Here is a 15,332-nt window from a genome sequence, read left to right as displayed (position 1 = left end):
ACTTGTGAATTGCTAACCGTTGATATAGGATTTCATTGCACCATTTATTTTTACATATGGAGGAGATCATAATGAGCCAATCCAATCAAATTGTCAGCCATTTTTTATCCCATCGAAACGTGACCAATGAGCTTGCCGAAAAAATCAGCAAAGACCATTACAGCTACAAACCGGCAGAAACATCAATGTCAGCAGAAGAGCTGGTCAAACACATTCTTACGTCTTTCCACTTGTTCGCAAATGTCATTAAGGAAGGCAATGCCTCACCATTTCAAAACAAGCAGGAAGAAACAGAAACAGATCTCAATGTTCTGGCAAAAACATATACAGAAAAAACGGTCGCTATCCTTGAACAGCTGACTGAAGAGCAGCTGGACAGAGAAATTGATCTGACATCCGCTTTCGGCAGAAAAGTCACAGGCCGCGCGCTGCTTCAGCTTGCAATGGAGCATGAAATTCACCATAAAGGCAACCTGTTCGTGTATGTGCGGGAAATGGGTCACACTGAGCTTCCTTTCTATCAGCAGCGCATGTAGCGTAAACAAGAAAAAAGATACCTGTTAAGAGGTATCTTTTTTTTGCGCCTTTAGTACTTCTCGATTTCGTCCAGACACTCATTTTAGGGCAAATGAATAGAGATATTGAGCATACCAAAATTTCAAGCAGCTAACGTGCAAAAATTCAAAAAATTTAATTGATTAACGCGTCCTAATCATATATAATCTGATAAAAATAGTCGGGTTTTCAGGAGGCCTTTATCATGAGTGTAAGCATCATATTGATGGGTTTGTTTGTCGGAGCCTTAGTCGGATTGACGGGAGTGGGTGGAGCGGCCTTATTAACTCCTCTTTTAATTGTGCTTGGAATTAATCCTTCCATCGCGGTCGGTACAGATCTTGTATATAACTCGATCACAAAGCTGTTTGGCGTTGCCTCCCATTGGCGGCAGAAAACGATTAACTTTAAATTGGTAAAATACTTAGCCATCGGCAGTATTCCGAGTGCTTCGCTAGCCATTGGCATATTGCATTTGTTCCCCGCCTTTCACCAGCATCAGGAAGAAATTATTAAGCACGCTCTAGGATATGTGTTAACGCTGGTTGCCATTTCAATCATCGTTCGTTTGTTTTTGGATAGAAAACTTCGTCCCAACCGCTGGCAGCTGATGCCGCTTGAAAATAAGAGGGCGCTGACAATTCTTATTGGTGTTGTGTTTGGGTTTATCGTCGGATTAACATCAATCGGTTCCGGCTCATTATTTGCAATTGCCATGATTTACTTATTTAACATGAAAGCGTCACAGATTGTCGGAACCGATATCGCGCATGCTTTTCTTCTTGTTACGGCAGCAGGCATTTTGAACGCAAGCTTCGGAAGCGTGGATTACATGCTGGCAGCTAATCTGCTCATTGGTTCAATTCCCGGCGTGCTGATCGGAAGCCATCTTTCGCCTCGATTCTCCCCGCGTCCACTGCAATTTATTATGGCGTCCATTATTTTAGTCAGCGGTTTAAAATTGATTTAATGAAGAAGGCTATCCGCTTGAAGGATAGCCTTTTCTTATTATAGCGTCACACCCGATTTAAAAATGGCGAGTTCTCTGAAATCATTTTTTTCATGGTTCACAAGCTGGCCGCTTGCCACCTCAACCATATAGTGGATAAACTCACGCAGCACATATTCCTCATGAACATTATCCTCTGCTAAAAGGCCTGCGTTAAAATCAATCCAATGCGGCTTCGCTTCATACAGCTCGGTGTTTGTCGCTACTTTCACCGTCGGGACAAAGGTGCCAAACGGCGTGCCTCTCCCCGTTGTAAAGAGGACAATTTGGCAGCCGGCCGCCGCCAATGCGGAGGAGGCGATCAAATCATTGCCTGGCGCGCTCAAAAGCGTCAGCCCTCTTGTCTTGAGCACTTCACCGTATTTCAAGACATCCGTGACAGGAGAAATCCCCGCTTTTTGCGTACAGCCCAGCGATTTATCCTCAAGTGTAGAAATGCCGCCCGCTTTGTTGCCCGGTGAAGGATTTTCGTACACCGGCTGATCATGTTTAATAAAGTATTGTTTAAAATCATTGATTAAATCGACTATCTTATGAAACACTTCTTCATTGGCAGCCCGCTGCATCAGGATGGTTTCTGCGCCGAACATTTCCGGTACTTCCGTCAGCACAGTACTCCCTCCCTGTGCAATGAGATAATCTGAAAAACGTCCAAGCAGCGGGTTTGCGGTTATGCCGGAAAAACCGTCCGAACCTCCGCATTTCAGCCCGATCTTCAGTTCAGACAGCGGAATGTCTTCTCTCTTATCTCCTTTGGCCGCTTCATGAATTTCCTTCAGCAAAGCAACGCCTGCCTCCATTTCGTCGGTCACCGACTGGGATTCCAGAAACTTCACCCGCTTCAAGTTCACATCTTGCAGTGCTTCCTTCATTCTTGCCAGCTCATTGTTTTCACAGCCAAGCCCTAACACCAAGACGCCGCCGGCATTTGGATGGCGAATGGCATTCAGCAGGATTTGCTTCGTATTTTCGTGATCATCGCCAAGCTGCGAGCATCCGTATTGATGCTTTAACACCAGTACGTTATCAAATGGAGCGATATCCCCTGTTTCTCTGACAAAACGCTGCAGCATTTTTTCTGCTATCCCATTGACACAGCCGACAGTTGGGACAATCCACAATTCATTGCGTACACCCGCATCTCCGTTTTCTCTTCTAAAACCTTTAAACGTCCGGTTCTCATTAGAATACGGATTTTCATCAAATCTCGGTGTATAGCTGTATGATTGGATATCAGACAGGTTTGTTTTCGTATTATGGACATGAATATGCTCTCCGATCGAGATATCTTGTGATGCATGACCGATTGGAAACCCGTATTTAATGATGCTGTCATTTTCTTTAATAGGCTGCAATGCAATCTTATGGCCTCTTTTTATATCATTCTTTACTTCAATCGACACGCCGTCCGCATGCAGCCTCTCTCCCTTTTGGATATCCCGCAGAGCAAGAAGGACATTATCTTGCTTATGAATCTTTATAAACGACTTCAACGTACCTCTCCCCCTTGTATGCAGTATTGTTCAAGAGCCCGCTGCATGCCCAGCTCATGAATAAGATTCAAGTAAACAGCGACTCTATCAGTCAGCTTCGGTATCTCATTGAGATCTGCCCCCCACAGCCGCTGTTCGCCTAACACTCTTGATGCAATCCGAAGCATGTCGCCATCCTCCTGACACCAAACCTCTTTGAAAAATTGAAGAACTGCCGGATCATCCTGCAATGTCTCGTTATCATGATAAAAATACAGAAGAGCGCTGAAAGAAAACACCAAGCGTTCAGGAAGCTGTCCCTTTTGTCCAGCATATTCCTTAAGAGTCGGCAGGTTTCTCGTTTTGAATTTGGAAACGGAGTTCAATGCAATGCTTTCCAGGTAATGCTTAATATACGGGTTTTTAAAACGGTTCAGCACATCGTCAGCATACTGAGAAAGACCTTCCATTTTTAAAACAGGAAGAATTTCGTCGTCAATCAGCTCTCTTATAAATTGCCCAACTTCCGGATGCTCGACAGCATCCCTAACAGTTTTTAAGCCGTATAATAAAGCCACTGGCGTCATTGCTGTATGAGCGCCATTTAAAATTCTTACTTTTTTAGTCCGGTATGGGGTGAGGTCGCTGACGATCTTTGTATGCAGCCCTGCAGCCGCAAAGGGAAGTTCTTTTCCAATCCAATCAGGCCCCTCGATAACCCATAAATAATATTGCTCTCCCACAACTATCAAATCATCCTGATAGCCAAGATCCGCCGTGATCTCATCAATGCTGTCGACGGGAAAACCCGGGACAATCCGGTCGACTAAACTATTACAAAATGTATTGGCCTCATGAATCCACTGTGTAAATCCTTCCTCCAGCTTCCACAGATGTGCATAATGAAGAACCGTTTCCTTCAGCTTTTCGCCGTTGTTCTCAATCAGTTCACATGGGATTAGGACACACCCTTTTGTCTGATCTCCTTTAAAAGCCTGATAACGGAAGTAGAGAAATGCTGTTAATTTCCCAGGGAATGTTTTTTGCGGCTTATCCTCTAAACGATCTTTTTCATCACATACAATCCCAGCCTCAGTGGTATTGGAGATGATAAACCGAAGCCCTTCGCTTGATGCCAATTCTTCGTATGCTTCATAATCAGAAAACAGGTCAATTCCCCGGCTGATTGAGTTGATAATCATATGCTCGTTTACCGCTTCTCCGTCTTTCATTCCTTGTAAAAAAAGCGTATATAATCCATCTTGCTGATTTAATCGTTTGATTTTTTCTGAGCCTCTTGGCTGGACAACTGCCACGCTCCCATTAAAATCAGTGTGTTGATTCAATTGATCAATCTGCCAATCGACAAATCCCCGAAGAAAGTTTCCTTCTCCGAACTGGAGAATTTTTTCTGGATACTGAGTATAGTGATCGTACACATTTTTATTCAGCTTCTGCACCCGTATTGCCTCCCTCTCACTTTATGCACACGTTAACATTTTTCTGTATAAAGAATGCCCGCTGAAAAACGGGACATCACGTCGTCAATCGTCTGACTGAATCACGCACCATGAATTCTGTGTTTTCCAAGATTTTTTCTGCTTTTGTTTCGGGCTCGCTGATCAGCGACAAGAGTTTTTGCGCACCGAGCACGCTGATTCTCTCCACTGGGCGCTTTACTGTGGAAAGCCTTGGCGTGATGTACTGTGAAAACCCAATATCATCAAACCCGATCACCGAAATATCATCAGGAACGCGCAGGCCCTTTGCGAATATTGCATTCATCGCTCCGATTGCCATGTCATCATTCGAACAAAAAACAGCGGTTGGAGGATTCGGCAGCGCCAGCAGCCGCTCCATCGCTTGAAATCCGCTTTCCATATCGTACTGTCCTTTGACACTGTATTCATGCTTGATCGGAATATGATGTTGAATCAGTGCAGATAAGTAGCCTTCCTTTCGCTGCTGGGAGGATTTAAAGCCTTTGATCCCCTCGATGATGGCGATGTCTTGATGTCCGGACTGAATGAAGTATTCTACAGCTTCTTGAGAACCTTCCTTGTCATTGGACAAAATATTCGTGATGGTGCGATCATCAATATCACGATTCAGCACGACAAGCGGTATGTTTTTTTTGCGAATATGGTAAATAAAAGAATTATCAATGTCACTTTGGCTCATTAAAATGATGCCGTCATATCTCATCGGTGTAACGGAGTCATAGTGTTTCAGATCATCAATGCCGCGCACATACAGATTGTAATCCTCACTTATGGCTTGATTGACGCCTTTGATTGTGTCTGCAAAGAAGCTGTGTGAGGTTCCGTTTGTAATGCTTGTAAAGAATAGCCCGATCGTATGCGACTTTTGCATCGCCAGACTCTTCGCATTTACATTTGGTGTATAGTTGAGCTGCTCTGCTAGCTCTAATATCTTTTTCTTCGTATGTTCTTTGATGTAAGGACTGTTGTTGAGTGCTCTGGAAACGGTTGTGTGGGATACGTTTGCGAGTTTTGCGATATCTTTTATGGTTACCATCTAATTCCCTTCCTTATCATACCGGCTGCGATTATTTACTGTATATTGTATCATCAAACATACCGCCTCTCCCACTATATTTCCAGATTAATAAGACACAGGATTCTCAGCTTCTGTTCCTGCTGGCTTGCCAATGATTGGACGGACAAAACGAATCACAGCAAGTGAAGCGAAGACAGCCAGCCCTCCGGCAAGCAAAAATGCTCCAGAAAACGTGCCTGTTTGGTCAACAATAAATCCGGTTAGAGCCGGGCCGATAATTCCTGCCGTGTTGGCGAGGAAATGCATGAAGCCGCCAACAGAACCGACATTGTTTTGATCAACCACATCTTGAATGACAGCCCAATAGATAGCACCGGTCAAATAAAGAAAGAACACTGACAGAGCGACTAGAGTGACAGCCCCCGCAGTCGTTGCCACAAGCCCGGCAAAACCAATCAGGACAGCTGATGAAAACAAACACGTGACAAGCACAACCTTGCGCGAGAATAGCACACCTTTTCGGGCCGTTTTTTTGTACACATAGTCAGAAACAAATCCCCCCGCAGCCAGCCCGATAAATCCTAAAATCCACGGTATGACCGTGATGACACTCATCGATTCAACACTTAATCCCCGTTCGTCGACAAGATAGCTCGGAAACCATGTCAAAAAGAAGAAGAGGATGTAGTTGTAAGCGAAAAAAGCGAACGCCGTGAACAGGACCGTTTTTTGCTTCAGGTAAAAGGTGAGCGGAATTTTTTCTCCGGGAGACGTTTCTGCTTTTATTGCCGGTGCTTCCTTGATCGTCTCTTGCGGCTTTTCTTTGACAAACTTGAACCAGAGCACTGCCCATATCAATCCAATAATCATAATGAGAACGAAGGATACCTTCCAGCTGAACGCCACTGCGATCATGCCGACTATCGGGCCGGAAATGGCTCCCCCGAGCGGCGTGCCGCTGTTGGTTACACCGATAACGGACGCCCGCTGGGTCGGCGGGAACCAGTTGTTCACCATCTTGTTGATGGTCGCCGAAAGCGGGCCTTCTCCCATTCCGAAGAGAATGCGTATAATCAGCAGGCTGACAAAGCCAAAAGCGAGGGCGACTGCTCCGCTAAACAGCGACCAAACAACCATCGCGACAAACAAGGTCAGCTTTGCCCCATAGCGGTCGGATGCCACGCCCCCAAGAAAATTAAAAATCGCATAACCAATCGAAAAACTGCTGAAAATCAAGCCCATTTGCGTGGCAGACAATGTGAGATCATCCTGAATAAAAGGAGCTGCAATGGAAAGCGCCGAGCGATCCAGGTAATTAATCACCCCTGCCAGGAACAAAAAAAGGATAACGGGAAGCTTATCTTTTGAAAACATCTCAACCTCACCCCTATGTTGGTTCAGTTTCTGTTGCACCGCTTTCGTTACACACCTGAATAAGCCATAAATCCTCCATCGACAGGAACGGTGATCCCAGTGACAAAACCGGAATAGGCTTCATCCGCCAGCCAAAGAAGCGTACCGAGCAAATCCTCGGGTTTTCCGAAGCGCTTCATCGGTGTTCCCGCAATAATTTTGTGAGATCGGCTGGTGAACGTTCCGTCTTGGTTGATCAGCAGATCATGATTTTGTTTTGTCAGAAAGAAGCCTGGGGCAATCGCATTGACCCGCATCCCGGTTTCGGCAAAATGAACAGCCATCCACATCGTAAAATTATTGATCGATGCTTTGGCGGCACTGTATGCCGGAACCTTCGTCATAGGTGAATAAGCACTCATCGAAGAAAGATTGATAATCGCGGGTGAATCTGCCTTCAGCAGTTCTTTTCCAAACACTTGTGAGGCCAGAAACGCACCGGTGAAGTTGGTGGAGAATACAGTTAGAAAGCCCTTCTCATCCATATCAAAAAAGGATTGGCCTTCTCCCGCTTCTTCATAAGTCTCCACATCGGTTATCGCGTCAGGATGATTGCCGCCAGCCCCGTTAATTAACAGATCAACAGCGCCAAATTGGCCGAGGATGTCTTCCTTTGCCCGCTCCAGTGACATCCTGTCCAGCACATCCGCAGCAACAGCGCACGCTGTGCCGCCAGCCGCCGTTATCTCCTTCACGACCGCTTGGCCTTTTTCAGCCGTCCGATTCAATATCGCCACCTTCATGCCATGACGGGCTAGCTCCCGTGCCATCGCAGAGCAAAGCACGCCGCTGCCGCCAGTGATGACAGCCGTTTTACCAGCCAGGTTCTCATGCAGCGGGATCATACGCCCACCTCTTTTTTTGCCATTGCTTCATAGGCGTCCCACAGCCCGTTCAAATACATGATGCCAAGTGCCCGATCGTATAAGCCATATCCCGGGCGGCATTGCTCGCCCCAAAGATGTCGCCCATGATCCGGTCTGACATATCCTTCGTAATCCTGCTTATGCAGTTCTTCCATCACGCCTTGAATGTTGATCGAACCATCCTTTGTTAAATGAGATGTTTCAATAAAATCGCCATTCTCATAAATTTTCACATTGCGAATATGTGAAAATGGAGCGATGCCGGCATACGTTTTAGCGATCTCCACCATGTCGTTAGCGGGATTGGCTCCCATTGAGCCTGTACAAAGGGTGATACAATTAGACGGTGAATCTGATATCGCCCGCAGTTTCTTATAGCTTGCCTCTCCTGTGATAATGCGCGGCAGTCCGAAAATCGGCCACGGCGGGTCATCCGGATGAATGGCCATTTGAACACCATAGGCCTCAGCAACAGGAAGAATTTCCTGCAAAAAGAATGATAAATTGTCCCATAGCTTTTCTTCATCGACCGTTCTGTAGGCAGCAAAAAGCTCTTTGATCCGAGCCAATTTTTCGGGCTCCCACCCCGGCAGTGTCATGTCAGATGCTTCCTCCACCGTCCGAATCAGCTCTTGAGGATCAAGGCTTTCCACCTTGGCCTTTTCAAAAAACAGAGCGGTCGATCCATCTTCTAGCGGCCGGAACATGTCCGTGCGTGTCCAGTCAAAAACCGGCATAAAATTATAGCAGATCACTTTCACGCCAAATCCGGCAAGGTTGCGGATCGTTTGCTTGTAGTTTTCAATATACCGGCCGCGTTCTTCGTTCCCAAGTTTAATTGCTTCGTGAACATTCACGCTTTCTACAACTTCAGCATGAAAACCATAGGATTGAATATATTCGGTCTCGGCTCTGATTTCTTCTTTTTCCCACACGTCGCCGACGGGCTTTTGATGGAGAGCCCAAACGATGCCTTTGACACCGGGAATTTGCTTCACGTGTTCAAGTGTGACTGTATCGTTGCCTCGTCCATACCATCGGAATGTCATATTCATGCTTGCACCTCCGGATTCAGTCATTTAATCAAACGTGATGACGGCTTTCCGCACCTGATCTGGATGCTCCTTAATAAACTGAAATGCGTGATGAACGTCATCAACTGAAAATGTATGGGTCACCAGCCCGTTATGCACTAACCGGCCTCCATTCAAAAGCTCTACTACTTTTGGAAACTGATTGGTCTGCAATCGGGATCCGGTTATCGTGACTTCTTTTTTTGTAATCGGCAGCTGAGAAATCTGAGCAGCTCTTTCATCAAATCCAAGCACAACCACATGTCCCGCCGGTGACACAGCCTCAATTGAAAGTGTAAAAGTCTCCGGCAGGCAAACAGCATCAATGACCACGTTTGCTCCTTCATTCCCAGTCCATTCAAGGACCCGCTCGGCAACATGTTCTGCTTGGACATTTACAACAGCATCGGCGCCGTTTTCTTTCGCAAATGCCAGCCGCTCGTTGTTCAAGTCAGTCATCATGACAGCAGCGCCCGCCAGCTTTGCCATTTTTAACACACAGATCCCAATGGGCCCTGCTCCCTGGATCAGGACGGTATCACCTTTTTCCACCTGGCCTCTCCACACTGCCTGGGCGCCTATCGTATAAGGCTCGGCCATGACTGCTTCCTCCCAAGGCAAGTCCTTTGAGACTGCGTGAAGCTGCCTTTCCGGAAGCACAATATATTCCCGCATGCCTCCGTCCTCATGTACGCCAAATACAGAAAGCTTGGCGCAAACATTCGGCCGCCCTTTGCGGCAGGCATAGCACGATCCGCAATAAGAAATCGGCTCAATCACCACATGATCACCGGGTTTTAGGCTCTGTACATTCGCACCAACTGCCTCCACTTGTCCCGTTACCTCGTGTCCGATAACTCTCGGGAGGGTAGCAAGCGGATTCGTTCCATGATAAATGTGCATGTCTGAACCGCAAATGCCGACTCGCTTGACTTTCACGAGCACTTCATCATCCTTCGAAAGAACTGGCTTCTTCACCTCCGCTGTCACCAGATCATACGCTTTTCGCACTTGAACCGCTTTCATTTTACTCACCTGCTTTTTAAGAATTCATACACGCTCCGGGCGATAGAAATTCCGTTTTTCTTATTTCTTTCTTCATGCAGCTGCTCGATCTCGCCGGGCACATACACTCTTTCGAATCCAACAGCCGGCGGTGATTGCTGCAGTTCATCAATCATGGCATCCATCTGCTCTAAAAACGTATCCCAGTCAGTAAAAAAGGCTGGATTGATCGCGCAAACGTAATGCCCCAGCTTTCTTTTTTGATCAAGGCCGCTGTACATTTTGGCAATATGAGGGCCAAAAGCCGCGCCCGCCAGCAATCCGGAAAATACATCCACCACAATCGATAGTCCATAGCCTTTCGGGCCGCCGAATGTTGAAAGTGAGACGACCTTGTCAGGATCAGTTACTGCTTCTCCGTTTTCATCGACTCCCCATCCTTCAGGAATTTCTTTGCCCTCTTCACGGGCCTGCAGAATCTTCCCAAAAGCCACTTTGGATGTCGCCATATCTAGGATAAACGGTTTTTTATGCTTAGCCGGAACACCGTAAGCAATCGGATTTGTCCCTAAAAAAGGAGTCCTCCCCCCAAACGGGACAACGATACTGTCTGTATGCGTCATTGTCATTCCGATCAGCTTTTCGTCAGCCGCTTTTTGCACAAAATAGCTTAGCGCTCCGCAATGGCTGCTGTTTACGACAGTGACCATGCCGACTCCGTTTTTCTTCGCCATGTCAATTGCGTGGTCCATCGCCATGTCGCAATTCACATGACCGAAACCATCGTCTCCGTCAAGCACCCCGGTCACAGGCCCCGTCTCTTTAAAAACAGGCTGTGCCCCAGGATTGATCCCTCCCGCTAAAAGCCTGTTCACATAGTGTTCTGTGCGCAGCACGCCATGCGAATGTACATTGCGCAAATCAGCGTGCACGAGAACACCTGCTACTTTTTCAGCATCTCGTTCATTCAAACCGGCACCGGCCAGCTTTTGCCGAACGAGTCCCTTTGCTTCTTCAGCTGCAATTGTTATCGTTTTCAAACAAGTGCCTCCTTCCTTTTCAGTTTTTTGGGCACTCTCCTAGCGAAACCCCTACAAACACATTTTATTTACAAATTATTTTAAATATTCTTTATATTATATTGTCAGCTCTTTTGATGAAGATCCTGAACGATCTGAGCATGCTGCTGGTCTGTGAGTTTATATAGAAAGCCGATAATGATCATCGCTAATGCCAAAGCAATGGCCGGATACAGAAGCAGAAGCGCTTTGATGCCAATCAGCGCCTGTGCTGTCTGGACTGCATTCGGCACATAGCCGATAATCCCCAAACCGATCCCCGAGAGAAAGCCAGACAAAGATTGAGCAAGCTTTCTTGAGAAATTAAAAAGTGAATATGTCGTTGCTTCCTTCCGTTCACCGGATTTCCATTCGCCATAGTCGATAATATCGGAGACAAGAGCCCACGTGATGCCATTTGGGATACTGATTCCGATAAAGGCGATACTGGCGAGAATTGTAAACACATAAACGTTAGATGGAAGCATAAAGTTGATCAGATCCGCGGCCACACTGATGCCGAAGCCGATCATTGCCGTTCGTTTCTTTCCAAACATCTTGACGAGCTTTGGAAGGAATACGACGCCCAAAAAGGAAGAACCAATAATGATAAAGTTCATATAAGCCATTAATTCAACATTGCCCAGGTTATATTGTGCGAAATAGACGAGCATGGCGGATTTAATGTTGTATGCGGAAATTGAAAAAATCGTCATCAGGACAAGGGTTAACAGCGGTTTATTTGTAATAAATGTTTTGACGACAGATGAGAGTGTTAATTTTTCTTTGGGTGCTTCCGATATGACAATGCGCTCTTTGCAGTTGCGGTAGCAAATATAAAACCAAAACACACCGAGCGCGGCGAACAAGCCCATGACCACCGGGTAGCCGACCTTCGGATTATCAAACTTGACGAGCAGCGGCATCACGGCAACACTTGTGATAAACAAGGCGCCAAGTGATCCGATTTGGCGGAACGTCGAAATGGAGGTCCGGTCCTCAGAATTTTGAGTCATCGCTGCCCCTAATGAGCCGTACGGAATATTCACAAACGAATAGCCGATGCCCCAAATCATATAGGATGCATATGCATATATCAGTTTTCCGGTCGTTGATACATTGGGAGACAGAAAAATAAGAACAGTAAGCACCGCAAGCACGATGCTGCCGATTAATAGATAAGGCCTGAATTTCCCCCGTTTGCCGATGTTTTTGCGATAATCGATTGATGAGCCGACAATTGGATCTGTTATCGCTGCAAACAGCTTACTGACTAAAAAAATGCCGCCGGCCATCGCAGCGGGGATTCCCGCTACATCAGTGAAATACTTCAATAAATAAATCTGGCCGAGATCAAACATAAAACCGTTGCCAAAATCACCAAAACCATAGGACATTTTCTCTTTCAATGAAAGCCTTTTTTCCGTTTCGACCGACACAACCTTATTTGCCAGTTCAGTTCGCATGTTCCACCTCTGTGTCTTAAGAATTTTCGGATAGTGATCCGCTCAGCGATACTGAGCGGACACTTTGTTACACGTTTGCTTTCTCTTCTTGAAATTGAAAGTAGTGTTTCGCATTGTCATAGCAAATCCCCTGAACGATGCTTCCCAGAAGCTCCATATCGCGCGGCACTTCGCCGTTTTCCACCCATTCTCCAATCAAATTGCAGACGATCCGCCTGAAATATTCGTGACGCGTATACGAAAGAAAGCTTCTGGAATCGGTGAGCATGCCGATAAAACGGCTGAAAAGGCCAACGTTTGATAACGCTTTCATTTGGTCGAGCATCCCGTCTTTAGTATCGTTAAACCACCAGGCTGTGCCGAATTGTATTTTTCCCGGGGTAATACCGTCCTGAAAACTGTTGATCATGCTGGCGATGACATAGTTATCATTTGGATTCAATGAATATAAAATCGTTTTCGGCAGCTGGTTCTTCATCTCAACTGAGTTCAGCAGCTTGTATAAAGGCTTAGCAATTTCTTCATCGTTCATTGAATCATAGCCTGTATCAGGTCCGAGCCTTTTCATCATTTTTGTATTCGTGTTTCTTAAAGCGTTGATATGAAACTGCATCGCCCAATCAAGCTCCGCATACAAACCGCAAAGAAACTGAAGCGTATATGTCTTAAATTTCTTCTCATCTTCATAAGAAACCTCTGTTCCTTGTAATCTGTCAGAAAAAATCCGTCCAGCTTCTTCTTTTGTTGTTTCGGCAAATACCATTGAATCTATCGCGTGATCAGAAACTCTGCCGCCGGCTGAGTGGAAGAATCGCACTCGTTTTTCCAACGCATTTAAAAACTCATCATAGGTTGTAATCGATATGGCGGCGGCATCTTCAAGCGCCTGCACCCACTCAGGAAAGCCTTCACGATTGATCTCAAGTCCTTTATCCGGCCGAAATCCAGGCAGCACGCTGACAGGAAAGTCTTTGTCTTCTCTTAATAATAGATGGTATTCAAGAGAATCAACAGGGTCATCTGTGGTGCACACAACTTTTACATTTGATTTCACAATTAAATCCCTTGCCCCGAAGCCTTCTCCTTTGAGCAGTTCATTTGTCCGTTTCCATATAGCCGGCCCGGACTTCTCGTTTAAAATCTCATAAATGCCAAAAAAACGCTGTAATTCTAAGTGAGTCCAGTTGTAGAGCGGATTGCCAATCGCCATCGGCACGGTTTTCGCCCAAGCCATAAATTTCTCCTCATCAGGCGCATCTCCGGTGATGTATGTCTCCTCAATTCCATTGGCTCTCATGATGCGCCATTTATAATGGTCACCATACAGCCAGGCTTCCGTGATGTTTTGAAATGTCTTATTTTCATAGATTTCTTTCGGACTTAAGTGGCAGTGGTAATCAATAATTGGCATGTCTTTCGCATAATTATGATAGAGGCTGACAGCGGTTTCATTTTTCAATAAAAAGTTTTCGCCCATGAAGGGTTCCATGTCCTCACCGTCTTTCATTCTATTTCAAAATGTTAACGTTAACATTTTGATTTGTTTTTATTTTACCTTTATATTCCTCTGGGATCAATCTCTTTTTTGAAAATGAAATGTTAACGCTGTCATAAACATAAAAAAAGACATTGCCAGAAAGCACTCGGTAAGGAACGCTTTTGGCAATGTCAGATTCATTAAAAGTCTTAGTAAGCCAGGCTGAAAAGTCCTTTAATGTGTGTTAAGTAACGTACGTTACTTGCTTCTTTCATCAAGGAAGCAGGAAGACCTTTAAGCGGTGTAGAATTAGCACCAATGATGGCAACCGCGTCTTTGCGTCCAAGGCTTGCAAGTGTACCAGAGTTTACTGGCTTGAATGTTTCAAGCGTTTTGCCTTCCAGATAAGCGAATAGGTTGTAACCGATCAGCTCACCCATTTGCCATGCGATTTGTGCAGTTGGCGGGTATGGACGGCCGTCTGGACCGAAGTAAACTGCGCTGTCTCCAGCAACGAATACATCTTCATGAGATGTAGATTGCAGGAAGTCATTTACAGTCGCGCGTCCGCGGTTCACTTCTAGACCTGATTCACCGACTAATGGGTTACCTTGTACGCCGCCAGTCCAAACAAATGTGTTGGCAACAACTTTAGATCCGTCTTTCAGATCAATTACGTTTCCTTCTACATTTGTAACAGGAAGACCTGTTAAGAACTCAACGCCGCGTTTTTCAAGGCTTGCAGTCGCACGTTCGATAAGATCATCCGGAAGAACAGGAAGGATTTTCGGACCTGCTTCAACAAGTTTTAATTTGATTTCTTTATGGTCTACGCCGTATTTTTTCGCAAGGTTCGGCATGATGTCAGCAAGCTCACCAACAAGCTCAACACCTGTTAAGCCGCCGCCGCCGATAAGGATTGTTGCGTCTGCTTCGTTTTTCGTTTTAGAGTACTCGCGCACACGATCTTCAACATGCTGGAAGACTTTGTTCGCATCAGCAGCAGATTTCAACACCATGCTGTTTTCTTCAAGACCTGGGATGCCGAAGTAAGCTGTTACAGAACCAAGACCTACTACAAGCGCATCGTAAGTTAATGTAGAACCGTCAGCAAGCGCAACTTCTTTTTTATCAACTGAGAAAGAGCTTACTTCCGCAATTTTAAGATCAATGTCTTTGCCTTTGAAAAGTTTTTCTAATGGCATAGCAACCGCTTTTTCAGACACGTTGCCTGCAGCAAGGCGGTGTAATTCCGTAATGATTTGGTGAGTAGGGTATTTGTTTACCACTGTCACGCGTGCTTGTTCTTTTGTGTAATGTTTGCGAACTGTTAGAGCAGAAAGAACTCCGCCATAACCAGCGCCTAGAATGACAATATGTTTTGACATCGTATATCCTCCGTCCTTTATATCAATTTG

13 protein-coding genes are annotated in these 15,332 nt (G+C 45.7%); 2 read left to right on the top strand and 11 right to left on the bottom strand.

The genetic code is table 11. The features are described from left to right. Positions 1 to 71 precede the first annotated feature (71 nt). Positions 72 to 536 (top strand): DinB family protein, encoded by a 465-nt coding sequence (locus NYE56_RS06275; protein WP_015715724.1) that lies wholly within the window; start codon positions 72 to 74, stop codon positions 534 to 536. A 224-nt stretch (positions 537 to 760) separates the two neighbouring features. Next, a complete protein-coding gene (locus tag NYE56_RS06270; protein WP_014476525.1) occupies positions 761 to 1,525 on the top strand; it encodes a sulfite exporter TauE/SafE family protein in 765 nt (254 codons plus the stop codon). A 38-nt stretch (positions 1,526 to 1,563) separates the two neighbouring features. Here NYE56_RS06270 and NYE56_RS06265 read toward each other — a convergent pair whose 3' ends face one another. From NYE56_RS06265 to NYE56_RS06215, 11 genes are all read right to left on the bottom strand, one after another. Next, positions 1,564 to 3,057 carry a UxaA family hydrolase gene (locus NYE56_RS06265; protein WP_341283623.1) on the bottom strand — a complete coding sequence of 498 codons (1,494 nt, stop codon included), beginning with the start codon at positions 3,055 to 3,057 and terminating at the stop codon, positions 1,564 to 1,566. Continuing rightward, positions 3,054 to 4,496 (bottom strand): tagaturonate reductase, encoded by a 1,443-nt coding sequence (locus NYE56_RS06260; RefSeq protein WP_341283622.1) that lies wholly within the window; start codon positions 4,494 to 4,496, stop codon positions 3,054 to 3,056. The genes NYE56_RS06265 and NYE56_RS06260 overlap by 4 nt, the downstream gene beginning before the upstream one ends. A 76-nt stretch (positions 4,497 to 4,572) precedes the next feature. Beyond that, positions 4,573 to 5,574: a LacI family DNA-binding transcriptional regulator gene (locus tag NYE56_RS06255; protein WP_341283621.1), complete on the bottom strand. Its 1,002-nt coding sequence runs from the start codon at positions 5,572 to 5,574 to the stop codon at positions 4,573 to 4,575. An 87-nt stretch (positions 5,575 to 5,661) separates the two neighbouring features. After that, the gene (locus tag NYE56_RS06250; RefSeq protein WP_003245531.1) at positions 5,662 to 6,930 is read right to left on the bottom strand and encodes an MFS transporter; all 1,269 of its coding nucleotides are present in this window, start codon (positions 6,928 to 6,930) and stop codon (positions 5,662 to 5,664) included. Between the two features lie 47 nt (positions 6,931 to 6,977). Beyond that, on the bottom strand, positions 6,978 to 7,814 hold the full coding sequence (locus NYE56_RS06245) for an SDR family oxidoreductase (protein ID WP_341283620.1): 837 nt from the start codon (positions 7,812 to 7,814) through the stop codon (positions 6,978 to 6,980). After that, on the bottom strand, positions 7,811 to 8,890 hold the full coding sequence (uxuA, locus tag NYE56_RS06240) for a mannonate dehydratase (protein ID WP_088325657.1): 1,080 nt from the start codon (positions 8,888 to 8,890) through the stop codon (positions 7,811 to 7,813). The genes NYE56_RS06245 and uxuA overlap by 4 nt, the downstream gene beginning before the upstream one ends. Positions 8,891 to 8,914: 24 nt before the next feature. Further along, a complete protein-coding gene (locus NYE56_RS06235) occupies positions 8,915 to 9,934 on the bottom strand; it encodes a zinc-binding alcohol dehydrogenase family protein (protein WP_268554790.1) in 1,020 nt (339 codons plus the stop codon). Between the two features lie 5 nt (positions 9,935 to 9,939). Continuing rightward, positions 9,940 to 10,953, bottom strand: coding sequence for an ureidoglycolate dehydrogenase (allD, locus tag NYE56_RS06230; RefSeq protein ID WP_160244007.1), 1,014 nt, complete (start codon positions 10,951 to 10,953; stop codon positions 9,940 to 9,942). Between the two features lie 104 nt (positions 10,954 to 11,057). After that, the gene (locus NYE56_RS06225; protein ID WP_123373419.1) at positions 11,058 to 12,437 is read right to left on the bottom strand and encodes an MFS transporter; all 1,380 of its coding nucleotides are present in this window, start codon (positions 12,435 to 12,437) and stop codon (positions 11,058 to 11,060) included. A 67-nt stretch (positions 12,438 to 12,504) separates the two neighbouring features. Then, positions 12,505 to 13,926 carry a glucuronate isomerase gene (uxaC, locus tag NYE56_RS06220; protein WP_341283619.1) on the bottom strand — a complete coding sequence of 474 codons (1,422 nt, stop codon included), beginning with the start codon at positions 13,924 to 13,926 and terminating at the stop codon, positions 12,505 to 12,507. Positions 13,927 to 14,123: 197 nt separating this feature from the next. Then, positions 14,124 to 15,302, bottom strand: a complete 1,179-nt coding sequence (locus NYE56_RS06215; protein ID WP_003232765.1) for an NAD(P)/FAD-dependent oxidoreductase — start codon at positions 15,300 to 15,302, stop codon at positions 14,124 to 14,126. Positions 15,303 to 15,332: the final 30 nt, after the last annotated feature.

It is taken from the genome of Bacillus sp. FSL R5-0603 (assembly GCF_038050295.1).
Classification (GTDB): domain Bacteria; phylum Bacillota; class Bacilli; order Bacillales; family Bacillaceae; genus Bacillus; species Bacillus subtilis.
This window is presented reverse-complemented; position numbering and strand designations above follow the sequence as displayed.

Coding starts and splice junctions, on each gene's coding strand:
- NYE56_RS06275 (WP_015715724.1), top strand. CDS start 72: ATGAGCCAATCCAATCAAATTGTCAGCCATTTTTTATCCCATCGAAAC.
- NYE56_RS06270 (WP_014476525.1), top strand. CDS start 761: ATGAGTGTAAGCATCATATTGATGGGTTTGTTTGTCGGAGCCTTAGTC.
- NYE56_RS06255 (WP_341283621.1), bottom strand. CDS start 5,574: ATGGTAACCATAAAAGATATCGCAAAACTCGCAAACGTATCCCACACA.
- NYE56_RS06250 (WP_003245531.1), bottom strand. CDS start 6,930: ATGTTTTCAAAAGATAAGCTTCCCGTTATCCTTTTTTTGTTCCTGGCA.
- NYE56_RS06245 (WP_341283620.1), bottom strand. CDS start 7,814: ATGATCCCGCTGCATGAGAACCTGGCTGGTAAAACGGCTGTCATCACT.
- uxuA (WP_088325657.1), bottom strand. CDS start 8,890: ATGAATATGACATTCCGATGGTATGGACGAGGCAACGATACAGTCACA.
- NYE56_RS06235 (WP_268554790.1), bottom strand. CDS start 9,934: ATGAAAGCGGTTCAAGTGCGAAAAGCGTATGATCTGGTGACAGCGGAG.
- NYE56_RS06225 (WP_123373419.1), bottom strand. CDS start 12,437: ATGCGAACTGAACTGGCAAATAAGGTTGTGTCGGTCGAAACGGAAAAA.
- uxaC (WP_341283619.1), bottom strand. CDS start 13,926: ATGGAACCCTTCATGGGCGAAAACTTTTTATTGAAAAATGAAACCGCT.
- NYE56_RS06215 (WP_003232765.1), bottom strand. CDS start 15,302: ATGTCAAAACATATTGTCATTCTAGGCGCTGGTTATGGCGGAGTTCTT.